10 protein-coding genes and 1 pseudogene are annotated in these 12757 nt (G+C 58.9%); 5 read left to right on the top strand and 6 right to left on the bottom strand.

The features are described from left to right. Positions 1 to 288 precede the first annotated feature (288 nt). From B208_RS0120595 to B208_RS0120585, 4 genes and pseudogenes are all read left to right on the top strand, one after another. Complete coding sequence (locus B208_RS0120595) at positions 289 to 1473, top strand: cytochrome P450 (protein WP_007980772.1); 1185 nt, start codon at positions 289 to 291, stop codon at positions 1471 to 1473. A 358-nt stretch (positions 1474 to 1831) separates the two neighbouring features. After that, the gene (locus B208_RS0120590; RefSeq protein WP_026177985.1) at positions 1832 to 2437 is read left to right on the top strand and encodes a TetR/AcrR family transcriptional regulator; all 606 of its coding nucleotides are present in this window, start codon (positions 1832 to 1834) and stop codon (positions 2435 to 2437) included. Positions 2438 to 2750: 313 nt separating this feature from the next. After that, positions 2751 to 2897 (top strand): annotated as a pseudogene (locus B208_RS25075) (SDR family oxidoreductase); the annotation flags it as partial. 313 nt (positions 2898 to 3210) lie between these two features. Beyond that, positions 3211 to 5067, top strand: a complete 1857-nt coding sequence (locus tag B208_RS0120585) for a cation:proton antiporter domain-containing protein (RefSeq protein ID WP_007980774.1) — start codon at positions 3211 to 3213, stop codon at positions 5065 to 5067. Positions 5068 to 5184: 117 nt separating this feature from the next. Here the strand turns inward: B208_RS0120585 and B208_RS0120580 are convergent, their stop codons facing one another. From B208_RS0120580 to B208_RS0120555, 6 genes are all read right to left on the bottom strand, one after another. Beyond that, complete coding sequence (locus B208_RS0120580; RefSeq protein WP_007980775.1) at positions 5185 to 5391, bottom strand: hypothetical protein; 207 nt, start codon at positions 5389 to 5391, stop codon at positions 5185 to 5187. Beyond that, entirely contained in the window at positions 5388 to 6494 is a 1107-nt protein-coding gene (locus tag B208_RS0120575; RefSeq protein WP_007980776.1) for an ABC transporter ATP-binding protein, read from the bottom strand. The genes B208_RS0120580 and B208_RS0120575 overlap by 4 nt, the downstream gene beginning before the upstream one ends. Further along, positions 6487 to 7530, bottom strand: coding sequence for an ABC transporter ATP-binding protein (locus tag B208_RS0120570; RefSeq protein WP_007980777.1), 1044 nt, complete (start codon positions 7528 to 7530; stop codon positions 6487 to 6489). Before B208_RS0120570 ends, B208_RS0120575 begins: the two co-directional genes overlap by 8 nt. Continuing rightward, positions 7527 to 8537 (bottom strand): ABC transporter permease, encoded by a 1011-nt coding sequence (locus B208_RS0120565; RefSeq protein WP_007980778.1) that lies wholly within the window; start codon positions 8535 to 8537, stop codon positions 7527 to 7529. Before B208_RS0120565 ends, B208_RS0120570 begins: the two co-directional genes overlap by 4 nt. Before the next feature lies 1 nt (position 8538). Continuing rightward, a complete protein-coding gene (locus tag B208_RS0120560) occupies positions 8539 to 9501 on the bottom strand; it encodes an ABC transporter permease (RefSeq protein ID WP_026177984.1) in 963 nt (320 codons plus the stop codon). An 86-nt stretch (positions 9502 to 9587) separates the two neighbouring features. Further along, a complete protein-coding gene (locus tag B208_RS0120555) occupies positions 9588 to 11315 on the bottom strand; it encodes an ABC transporter substrate-binding protein (RefSeq protein WP_007980781.1) in 1728 nt (575 codons plus the stop codon). A 166-nt stretch (positions 11316 to 11481) separates the two neighbouring features. Here B208_RS0120555 and B208_RS0120550 point away from each other — a divergent pair, with 166 nt between their 5' ends. Further along, the gene (locus B208_RS0120550; protein WP_007980783.1) at positions 11482 to 12750 is read left to right on the top strand and encodes an amidohydrolase; all 1269 of its coding nucleotides are present in this window, start codon (positions 11482 to 11484) and stop codon (positions 12748 to 12750) included. Positions 12751 to 12757 lie beyond the last annotated feature (7 nt).

Here is a 12757-nt window from a genome sequence, read left to right as displayed (position 1 = left end):
AAACAAATACAAAAAGAGGAGAGAAGAACCGCAACCGTGCGCTACATTGGTCGTTCAGTGTGGCTACGACACCGTGACAGTAGAACTGTTTCACTGAGGGAGGACTGCGACGACGCCATTTCCGAAGGGAATGCTCGTGTAACGCCACGAGAAACCCGCCACCGGAGAGTCGAATCCGTTATAAACGAGTATTCTGATCTACATATCTGGCAAATCGTCATTCGATTAGTTAGCTGTCTGTCTAATCGGCCAACAGATTAATATTCTAACGAACGTTCAGTAAATAATATGGCATCCGCTGACCAAGACGTTGTGATTCAGGATCCATTGCACCAGCCGCTCCCTGAAGAATTGTCCACTGATGAGGCACAGCTTCATCGACCTAGTTGGTACGCCGAGATGCGCCGAGAGCAACCCGTCCGATACGATGAAGAGCGTGAGCGATGGGACGTGTTCCGCTACGAAGATGTCAATTCCATCCTTCGTGACCACGAAACATACACGACTACTTTTGGCAGTAGCAGCGAAGGGAAGTCGATGTTTACAGAGGACCCGCCCGAACACGGTCGACTCCGCAATTTCGCGAGTAGTTGGTTCTCTCCTCGTACGTTGAGAGAAAAGCGGACACGTTTCGAAGAGATCGCTGACGAGCTAATCGACGATATCGAGCCGGGGAATGTCGATATCATCTCGGAGTTCGCGCACCCGTATCCAGTCACTGTTATCGCAGAGTCGCTTGGCCTCCCTATCGAAGACTACGAACAGTTCATCGAATGGTCCGATGCGTCCTTGCGTGTACCTCCCCGAACCGATGAGGAGGACGAGATAACTGTCGAAGAGCAGGAGACGGCGATTCGGGAGATGAACCAATATTTCTCGGAACTAATTAAGGAACGCACCGACGGAGATGGCAACGACTTGATTACGATTGCGGCGACAAATGACAACCTGAGCCACAAAGAGAAAGTTACATTTTGCCATGGAATTCTCGTCGCGGGGAACGTGACGACGATCAACCTCATCACGAACGCTCTCTGGTGTTTTCAAGAGTTCGATCTATTCGATGATATCCGTTCGGGAGCAATCGATCGAAAACAAGCGATCGAAGAAGTCCTTCGCTACCGGTCCCCCGCGCAGTCACTACTACGAAGAACGACGCGGCCCGTGGAAATCGGCGGCAAGGAGATCGAGGAAGGAGAGCTAATCGTCGCGTGGAACGGATCCGCAAACCACGACCCGGCGACGTTCGATGCGCCCGAGGAGTTCCGCCCCGAGCGAAAACCGAACCGCCATATCGCATTCGGAGGGGGAATCCATATCTGCTTAGGGGCACCCCTCGCTCGGCTAGAAGCGGATATCGCACTTGAGAGGCTTCTTGATCGATTCGAAGTCATCGAACCGGATCTCTCGGATCTGTCTCCTCAAGCGACTCCGTTCGGTCTCAAATCACTCCCCTGCCATATCGAGAAATAGAACTTAGCAGTGCGTCTGTAGACCTATTTCACCAGTATTCACGTGATACACTGTCGTCCAACTGATTCACGGCAGCTTGGAATTCGCCTGTTGGGTTTGGCATTCCGATTTTTCAGAGATAATTTACCGATCGTTCAGCAAAAGCGCTATCCGAAATACGCTTTCACCGTGCTGACGAACGCAGGTACAGCGAACGTTGAATGGAACGGTACGGATTTCTTCTCGAATTCATGAACAGCAGTTGGAGATCGTCGATAAATAATCTCCCTCGAGCCCTTTCAGCGAAGTATTTTTGCCACCAAATGCCCACTCAGTAGATAGAAGAAAAAGTGATACCGATGAAAGTATGGGCGAAATGATGACAGCGGATTCATCTGACAGTGAGTGGAGTACGTCCGAAGAGCGAATTATGGAAGCAACGCACCGTGCACTACTCCGAGACGGATACGCACAGCTCTCTATTTCGCGGATAGCCTCCGAATTGGACCAGTCGAAAGCCTCTCTGTATTATCATTACGACTCGAAAGAGGATCTCTTGCTATCGTTTCTGGAGTACGTAACCGATCGATTAGAATCGAACATCTATACGAGTAATGATGAATCCCCGAGCCAAGAGCTCGAACAATTCATAGAGATGCTTCTACCGTTACAACTTGATGATACCGAGAGTCAGTTACGAGCTGCAATGGTCGAGCTTCGTTCACAAGCAGTGATGGACGAGAAGTTCCGTAAGCAGTTTACCGAAATCGATGACCGAATTGTAGACCACCTCGAAAGGATCATCGATCGGGGGATTGACGAAGGAGAGTTTCGGAACGTCGATTCTACGCGTGTTGCGGAACACATATTTGCTACTTTTAGCGGCGTAATGTATAATCGGGCAACAACCAATCGAGAGAACGCACCCGCAGCAGTTCGCGTTGCATTATCTTCATACCTCAATAAGGATCTGATGAAGCGATGATGGTGAACTGCGTTGAGAGGTCGCGCCCTGAAACACTCGCCTTTTTCCACCGATAGAGACGCGATTCTCCCGTTGACATTCATTACCATTGTCATTACCAGGATGTATCACCAAAAAGCCTATGACTTACCGAACGTTCATTCAACTATGTCGCTATCAGATTCGGCCGTGGGAAATGGCAGACTCCCGAAAGCAATTCGGAGCCAAGGCAGGCAACTGGGGCCGTCCGAACGGTACGTTGAAATGCGACACAAATCTCCCGTCCATTTCAATGAAAAGCGACAGCGTTGGGACCTCTTTCGGGGCGAGGACATCGATTCCGTTCGATACATCGGCGATGACCGACGTTCCGATGGGACGCGTTGCGGAGCCAGAGGAGATGGCTAGCGTAGTGGCATTCCTCTACTCGTCCGATGCTTCATACATCACAGGATACACCCTCCCTGCCGATGGGGCCAAGCAGCCGACTAACCACCAATCCCATAAATCATTGTGGATGACGATAGTAACTATAACTTCCCCATTGCGACTGTACGCCTTATCGAAGCCGCTATCAATATCTACATTCTAAAATCGCCCATGCTTAACGAACGTCCATTCAGTACCATGTTCAACTAGAAACAGATTACCACGATGCTCTTATCCGAGACACCCCCTGTCTTCAAGACGGCACTCACGAACAGCAACGATGTCCTCTTCTTGACTGGAAATACCATTACCGGTTCGCGTTTCGCATTGTCTATCCGAGCATCACCTAGAGGGAGGTACTGACCGTGGCCTCGGAACTATTGCTGGTAGCGGCGCTCGTGATCGGCCTCGGTGTCGCCTCGAAGCTAATCGGTGACCGATACAGCATCCCCAGCGTGGTATTTCTACTCGGTGCCGGTATTCTCTTTGGCCCTGAAGGGTTCGGGCTGATAGACCCCCGGCTGTTCGGCGGGTCGCTCTCGACACTCGTTTCCCTCTCGGTAGCGATAATCGTCTTCGAAGGAGCGTTCAACCTCGACGTCGATACGTTACGGCAAGCCCCCGCATCGACGCTCAGACTCGTGACTATCGGCTCCGCGATCACGCTCATGGGGCTCGGCGTTGCGATACACACCTTCCTCGGCCTGCAATGGAGTCTTTCGCTCGTTATTTCGGCCCTCCTTGTAGCAACTGGTCCGACGGTAATTACACCGATTCTCGACCAGGTGGACGTGCGAGAGAACGTTCGCGCAATTCTCGAAATCGAAGGTATCGTCAACGATGTCGTCGCGGCCGTTCTCGCAGCCGTACTATTTGAGGTTTTGGCGCTAGGACATGGTTTCCCGCTCGTTGGTGGATCGGTTCAGCGGTCCGTCCTCACCGAGTTCCTCTCGCGAATCGGACTCGGTGTCATCGTCGGCACTGCCATAGCAGCGTTATCAGCGTATGTGCTGCGCTATTTGAGTGAATCCCCACAACACTCTCGCATTACGGCATTGGCGACGGCTCTGCTATCATTCGCCATTGCTGACAGCCTCGCCTCGGAAGCAGGCATCGTGTCGGTTGCCGTCGCTGGAATCCTCCTTGGAAACGCAAACATCCCGTACCACGAGGCAGTTTCCGAGTTTAAAGACGACATCACAGTCGTAGTACTGGGCGTGGTCTACGTGTTGCTCGCCGCGCTGCTCACGATTGAAGATCTGTTCGCGCTTGGCATCGGAGGATTAGCCGTGATCCTCGTCACAGCGTACGTCGTGCGCCCGCTTGGGGTCTGGCTCGCCACGCGACGGGCATCGTTCACCCCCAACGAACGGTTGTTCATCTCTTTCGTCGGACCGCGCGGGATCGTCCCAGCATCCGTAGCAACGCTATTCTCGCTCGAGCTGGCAGCTGAGGGCGTTCCAAACGCGAACAGTGTCGTCAGTGTTGTGTTCCTCGTCATCCTCGTGACTGTCGTCGTCCAAGCGGGGAGTGCTCGATTTCTTGCCGAACGTCTCGACATCATTCCAATGAAAATACTCATCATCGGTGGTGGCCGTACCGGCCGCACACTAGCAGACAGACTCGAACAGCGCGGAGAAAACCCCGTCATTGTCGAACGCGACGATGCGACGGTTGCGGAACTTCGTCGAAACGGCTACTCGGTAGTCCACGGCAACGGAACGAAAGCTGCCATTCTCAAGGAGGCGGGCATCGGGAACGCAACGAAAGTCGCTGCGACAACAGGTAGCGACGACCAGAACATCTTGACGTGCCAAACCGCCCGAACCCGGTTTGGGGTCGACGATCTCGTTGCTCAGGTGAACGATCCCGAAAACCGTGAAGCCTTCGAGGATCTCGGAGTTCGGACGGTTTCACCGATTCTAGCGACGGCGTACACGATGGACAACATGATGATACGACCCGGAATGTTCCCGTGGCTGTCCGAGTTTGCCGACGACAGGGACGTCTCCGATGTGACTGTGAGCAATCAAGCGGCGATTGGAACTACCATCGCAGAGCTCGACCTCCCCGAGGGATGTATCGTCGGACTGATCAAGAAAAACGGAGAGCGGCTCGTTCCAATGCCGGATACCACCCTCGAGCGTGGTGATGTGGTAACGCTCCTTGGCCGAGTAGATGCGATTGATGAGGCTCGATCCAACCTTACGGAAGTCATATGATCGAGGATGTTTATGGTGCTACCATAGCAGATACTACACTCGGACGAGGTTTTCATCGTGTGAGCAGGAGCGCGGCGATTTCCTCCGACCCGAACGGCGGTTCGGGTCTGTTTCCGGTCACTTCGCGTCGCGGCGGAACCGAAACGGTGACCAGTCGTCGTCCGCGAATAGCGCCCGACTCACGACGAGCCACGTCGGGATGGCGAGCACGACGATGGCGATGAAGCGAAGCCCGGCATCGAGGGGGGTAAGCAAGGCGCTGTAGAACCACACGATGGCGAACGTGATGGCGAGCCGAATCAGCGGCTTCAGCGCGACGTTCATTCGTTATCCGACCGGCCGCCGTCCGCGACCGGTTCGTCGGCGTGGTCGAACCCTTCGATGCTGAATCGGTCGTCCACGACCGCCTCCTCGGCGACGAATCCCGTTCCGTACTCGAACTCATCGACGTGGATGCAGGCCGCTTCGTGGCCGTCGTTCGCCCCGGAAATCGCCTCCAGCGGCGGGTCAGTCGCCATGCACTCCTCGGTAGCGTTCGGACAGCGAGAGTGGAACGAACAGCCACTCGGGGGGTCGAGCGGCGAGGGTACCTCTCCCTCCAGCGCGGTTCGCGTGCGGGCGAGGGCCGGGTCCGGTTCCGGAATCGCGCGGAGGAGCGATTTCGTGTACGGGTGTTGCGGACTCTCGAAGAGGTCCGATCCGTCCGCAACCTCCACGATTTCGCCGAGGTACATGACCGCCACGCGGTCACAGAAGTGGCGGATGACGCTGAGGTCGTGGGCGATGAACAGGATGGTCAAGTCCAACTCGTCCTGCAGGTCCATCAGCAAGTTGAGTATCTGGGCTTGGATGGAGACGTCGAGCGCCGAAACGGGTTCGTCGGCGACGATGAACTCCGGGTCGACCGCGAGCGCGCGGGCGATACCGACGCGCTGGCGCTGACCGCCCGAGAACTCGTGCGGATACCGATTGGATAACTGTGGCGGGAGGCCGACCGTTTCCATCAGTTCGTCTACGCGCTCGTCGCGCTCGCCCTCGTACAGTCCGTGGATCTCCATCGGCTGCTTGAGGAGCTGCGAGATGGTCTTTCGACGATTGAGGCTCGACGCGGGGTCCTGAAACACCATCTGGATTCGCTTTCGCATCGCCTTCATTTCGCCCGCGGACAGCTCGGTGAGGTCGGTTCCGTCGTAGCGAACCGTCCCCGCCGTCGGCTCGTCGAGGCGCAGGAGCGACCGCGCCGTCGTGGACTTTCCGCTTCCGGACTCGCCGACGAGACCGAGCGTCTCGCCGCGTTCGATTTCGAAATCGACGCCATCGACGGCCTTGATGCGCTCCTCTGCGCCCATCAGGCGGTCGATAAGTCCGTCGTTCTGGACGAAGTGCTTGCGCAGGCCGCGCACTTCCACCAGCGGGGCGTCAGTCATCGACCACCCCTCCGTCGGTGGCGGCCTCGGTACGTGGAGCGGTTCCCGTCTCCTTCGATATCGGGCCGTATCCGCGGGCGTGGATGCAGGCGGCCTCGCGGTTCGGTTCGACCGACCGCAGTTCCGGGTCGTACTCACGACACGCGTCCGTCGCGTGCGGACATCGCGGATGGAACGAACACCCGGACGGCAGGGCGGCGAGGTTCGGCACGTCGCCTTTGACGGGGACCAGTCGGTCCATCTGTCCCCGCAGCGTCGGTAGCGAACGCATCAGCCCGCGCGTGTAGGGGTGGCGCGGGTTCTCGAAGAGGTCGTCCACGTCCGCGCGTTCGACGATTCGACCGCCGTACGCGACCGCAACGCGGTCGCACGTCCCGGCGACGACGCCGAGGTCGTGCGTGATGAGGATGATGCTCATCCCGTACTTCTCCTGGAGGTCGTCGAGCACCTCGAATATCTGTGCCTCGATGGTCACGTCGAGCGCCGTCGTCGGTTCGTCCGCGATGAGTATGTCCGGTTCGCAGGAGATGGCCATCGCGAGCAGCGCGCGCTGGCGCATGCCGCCCGAGAACTGGTGCGGGTAGCTGTCGACGCGAGCCTCCGGTTCCGGGATGCCCACGTCCGTCATGAGCGAGATGGTCCGCTCGTGTGCTTCTTGCTTCGAGACGTCCTGATGCCGCAGGATGACGCGGCGGATCTGTTCGCCGATGGTGAACACCGGGTTCAAACTCGTCATCGGGTCCTGGAACATCATCGATATCTCGTTGCCGCGTATCGCGCGCATCTCCGCTTCGCTCTTCTCCAACAGGTCGTCGCCGTTGTAGCGGACGCTTCCGCTCTCGATGCGTCCGGGGTCGTCGATGAGTCGCATCACGGAGAGCGCAGTGACGCTCTTTCCGGACCCGCTCTCGCCGACGATGCCGAGGGTTTCGCCCTCGTGGAGGTCGAACGAGGAGCCGTCGACGGCTTTCACCGTTCCCTCGTCCGTGTAGAACCGGGTGACGAGGTTGCGAACCGACAGTATCGGGTCGCTCATTCTCTCGTCTCCTCCGTGTATCGCGGGTCGAGTGCGTCGCGGAGCCCGTCACCGAGCAGGTTGAACCCGAGGATGGTGAGCACGATGACCGCGCCCGGGAACACCGAGTACCACCACTCGCCGCTGTAGAGGTAGCCGCGGGCGTTCGACAGCATCAACCCGAGACTCGCCTTCGGGGGTTGGATACCGAGGCCGAGGAACGACAGCGCGGCGCTCGCCAGCACGGCCGTTCCCATGTACAGCGTGCCCTGAACGACGACGGTGGGCAGCGTGTTCACGGCGATGTCCTTCACGAGAATGTGTCGGTCGCTCGCCCCGAGCGCCTTGGCGGCGTCGATGTAATCCTCTTCCATCTCCTTGAGCACGGAGCCGCGCATGACGCGGGCGAAACTCGGAATGTAGACGACGCCGATGACGATGATTATCTTCAGCAGGTTCGGAAGCACGAACGACCCGTACTCCGTCTCCCCGACGCCCAAGACGCCCAGCACCGCGATGGCGAGGATGAGGCTCGGGAACGAGAAGAGGATGTCCATGAACCGCATGATTATCTCGTCGATCCACGAGTTCCGGTAGTACCCGGCTATCGCACCCGCGCTCACGCCGATGAGCATGGCGAAGAAGACGACGCCGAGCGACACCGTCATCAGGGTACGCAAACCGTAGAGGATGCGCGAGAGGATGTCGCGGCCGTGATGGTCCGTCCCGAGGTACGCGGTCATCGTTCCGACCGCGTCGCCGTTCTCGTTTTCGACGATCATCTTGGTACCCATCGGCATCGGGTTGTGCTCGCCCTCGGGTGCCTCGAACTGTACGGTCGGGTCGTGCGGGGCGACGTAGGGAGCGAACAACGCGAGGAGGACCATCGTGCCGATTATCGCACCGCCGATCATCGACAGCTTGTTGCGCCGGAACTCCTTCCAGAACATCTGGAACTGCGAGTGGTGCGTTCCGGGGGCCGACCCAGCGTCGAACGTGTCCGTCTCTGCGTGGTCTTTCGTTGCCATATCAGTTCCTCCCGTCGTATCGGATTCGGGGGTCGAGGTAGGCGTACAGTACGTCGACCGCGAGGTTCGCGAAGACGAACACCATCGAGATGAACAGGATGAGTGCCTGGATAACGCGGTAATCCCGCCGGTCGATGGCGAGTATCAGGAGCTTTCCGACGCCCGGCAGATTGAACACGGTCTCCGTCAGAATCGCCCCGTTCATCAGTTGGCCGAGACCGACGCCGATGACGGTGACGACCGGGATGAGTGCGTTCTTGGAGGCGTCTTTCAGTATCACTTCGCGGCCGCTGATTCCCATCGCCTTCGCGGTTTTGATGTAGTCTTGGTTGAGCGTATCGAGCATCTCGGAGCGCATCATCCGCGCGATGAGCGCGGAGTAGGCCGTCCCGAGCGTGATCACGGGCAGTACCAACTGCTGAAGGTTCGCTACCGGGTCGACCCACGGCGGCGTCCACCCGCCCGTCGCCCACGGGAAGGAGAACTGGACCGCGAACACCATGATGAGGATGATCCCCAACCAGAAATCGGGGATGGAGATGCCGGTCAGCGCGGCGATGCGCGCCGCGTGGTCCTCGATTCGGTCCTGGCGAACGGCGCTGATGATGCCGGTCGGAATGGCGATGAGTATCGCCATTATCATACTGAGTATCGACAGTTCGACCGTCAGCGGCAGTCGCTCCACGATGAGGTCCGTCACCGGCGCTCCCTGTTGGACGGTCCAGGACGTTCCGAAGTCACCCTGTATGGCATCGACCATCCACAGCCCGTACTGGACGTACACCGGTTTATCCAGCCCCATATCGTGTCGAATCTGGTTGACGAGCTTTTCGTTTTGGAGCGGCCCGAGCATCACGCGAACGGGGCCGCCCGGCGCGAGGTGAACCAGCGCGAACACCACGACGCTGACGCCGAGCAGGACTGGTATCGTCAGCAGCAGGCGTTTTGCGACGTAGCGTCCCATGCTCATCGCCCGATCACCTCCGCAGCAGTTCTATGTGGATTCATTCAGTCACTTCCTCTGAATCGGATAACATGGTTGGTGTGCGTTTACTCGCCGACCTCGACGTTCCGGTACTCGTCGACGAACGTGCCGATGTCGTAGTTGCTGACCGAGTTGCGCCACGCTTCGAGCTTGTTCACGTACGCGATGTCGATCTGAATCGCGTGCTCGACGAGGTACTCCTGGAGCCGGTAGACGATCTCTTTCTGCGTTTCTTTGTCCGTCGCGGCCTGCGCCTCGCGCAGCTGTGCGACGTACCACTCGTGTCCGTTCGAGTAGTCGCCTTTGGCGTCCGCTGGCGGTTCGGGTCCGCTCGGAGCGTAGATGTCCATCAAATCGTCCGACTGGTGGTGCCAGTTGTTGTGGTTGTGGTTGTTGTCCGCGTAGCCGGACTCCAGCCAGGACGTCACGACCGGAATCGACTGGCCCCAGTCTTCCATGGCGGCGTGCCACTTGTTCGTGCCGTAGACCTGATCGAACAGGGTCGACTTGTCCACGGCGGTGACGCTCACGTCGATGCCGATGTTGGACAACTGCTCCTGGATGACGATCGCTTCGTCCTTGAACCACGAACCCTTGGTGGCGATGATGTCCAACTCGAAGCCGTCGGGGTTGCCTGCTTGCTCAAGCTCCGAACGGGCCTTCTTCGGGTCGTAGAGCTCCATCTTCTTGAGCTTCGGCGACGTCCACTCGCTGTCGGGGTACCACGGCCCCTTCTGGACGACGCCCTGTCCGTGGAAAATTTCGTCCAGAATCTCGTCGCCGTCGATGCCGTACAGCACCGCGCGCCGGTTGTGGACGTTGCTCATCGGGTTGCCCTCCGCTTCCATGAGGTTCACGTAGAGCACCTGCGTGAGGTTGCCGGGAACCGACTCCGCCGTGATGTCGGGCTGGCCTTTCAGCCCCGAGAAGTCCTTCGGCGGAACCTTGTCCGTGAGGTCTATCGTGCCGGAGCGGAGGTTGGCGAGGCGCGTGGAGTTCTCCCCGATGAAGTTGAACTTGACCTCATCGACAGACGGGATGCCGTCCTTCCAGTAGTTCTCGTTCTTCTTCAACAGGACGTGACTCCCGCTCTTCCACTCGACGAACTCGTATGGGCCGGTGCCCGCACCGCCCGGGTCGTTCGTGAGATTCGTCGAGAGACCGCTCGGACCCTTCCCGTCTTTCGTCTCGCCGCGCGACCCCTTCGGGACGATTCCTTCGAGACTCCGGGTGAGCCACCAGTTGAGCGTGCCGAACGATTTCGACGTGTTCAGCCTGAGCGTCCGGTCGCCGACGATTTCGCTGCTCTCCACGAACGGCATCCGGCTCTTGACCGGAGAGTTGTTATCGGGGTTCAGAATCCAATCGACGGAGTACTTGAAGTCCTCGATGGTCACGTCGTCGCCGTTGTGGAACGTGATACCGTCGCGGAGCGTGTACTCGAACGCTTTCCCGCCGTTCTTCGGTTCCGGGACTTCCGTCACGAGACCGGGCTTCAGTTCCTCGTCGGGGGTCAGTTCGATGACCTCGTCGAAGATGAGGCCACCGACGGTGCTCGTGGCGGTGTCCGTCCAGAGCGCGGGGTCGAAGTTCCACACTTCCGCGGAGATGGCGACGTTCAACCGGGTCTTCTTGCCGTTGCCGCCACCGCCACCGCCGCCACCGTCGCCGTCACCGCCGTCGTCGTCGGTCTTTCCGGAACATCCCGCTAGCGCCGTTCCAGCCAGTACGCCAGCGACGCCGACGAACTGCCGTCTGTTCAGATTGTATTCGATTATGTCGTCTTCTTCCATATCTACTCTTACCTGCTTCGAAACACACCTTTTGGTGTGGTCTACCTTAGCACATGGAGATATATTATATAACTGTTTTGTTGACGGCGACACTCGTGTTCCGGTACTTTCTGTTACGATTACCTGTTCCCATAGTAGTTTAATAGTCCACCTTTGTTGTAGGGCCATGGCAGACGCCAGACCGCTCACCCTACGAGAGCTACGCAGAGACTTACACGCGAATCCCGAATCGGGTTGGAAGGAGTTTCGCACGACAGCGCTCATCGCACACGAACTCGACGAGCGCGACTACACCCTTCACCTCGGCGCGGACGCCGTTGACGAGGACGCTCGCCTCGGCGTCCCGGACGAAGCCGACATCGCAAACGCGGTCGCTCGTGCCCGCGAGAAGGGCGCGCCGGAGTCGTACCTCGAACGGATGGACGACATCACCGGACTCGTCGCCGAAAAGACGTACGGAGACGGGACGGGCCCGACCGTCGGCGTCCGGGTCGATATGGACGCGCTCGAACGCAGCGAGGCCACCGACGACGACCACCGCCCCGCACGGGACGGATTCGGGAGCACGCACCCGAACGAGATGCACGCGTGCGGCCACGACGGCCACACTGCCATCGGCCTCGGTATCGCGCGTGAATTCGACGAGAACGGCGGTTTCGACGGGACGTTGAAGCTGTTCTTCCAACCCGCGGAGGAAGGAGGCCGGGGCGGGAAACCGATGAGCGAGACGGACCACCTCGCCGACGTCGAGTATTTCCTCGCGCTTCACCTCGGACTCGGTAACGAGACGGGGATGGTCGTCGCGGCGTACGAACACCCGCTGTCGAACGCGAAACTCGACGTGACGTTCGAGGGAGCCCCGAGTCACGCGGGGAACGCGCCGAACGAGGGACGGAACGCGTTGCAGGCCGCGACGACCGCGATTCAGAACCTCTACGCCATCCCGCGCCACGCCGATGGCACGACCCGCATCAACGTCGGGAAGGTTCACTCGCCGAATCCGCAGAACATCGTCGCCGAGGAGGTCCGGATGCGCGTTGAGGTTCGTGGCGGGTCGGCGGAGCTGAACGACTACATGCTCGAAAAAGCCCGCCGCGTCGTCGAGCACGCGGCCGGAATGCACGACGTGGAACTGCAAACCGGTCTCTACGGGAAGACGACGACGTTCACGGCCGACGATGCGATGATCGACGCCGTTGCCGACGCTGCGTCCGACCTCGATGCCGTCTCCACCGTCGTCAACCGCGCCGACATGGGCGGGAGCGAGGATGCGTCGTACCTCATCCGCCGCGTGCAGGAGAACGGCGGTGAAGCGACCTACATCGGTATCGGCGCGAGCAACCCGTACGGCCACCACACGGCGCGGTTCGACATCGACGAGGACTCCCTCAATATCGGGGTCGATGTCGTCGCTCGAACCGTTCGCACGCTCTAGTCGCCGC

It is taken from the genome of Haladaptatus paucihalophilus DX253, assembly GCF_000376445.1.
Lineage (GTDB): Archaea > Halobacteriota > Halobacteria > Halobacteriales > Haladaptataceae > Haladaptatus > Haladaptatus paucihalophilus.
The sequence above is the reverse complement of the archived record's forward strand: the minus strand, read 5'-3'. Positions and strand labels throughout refer to the sequence as shown.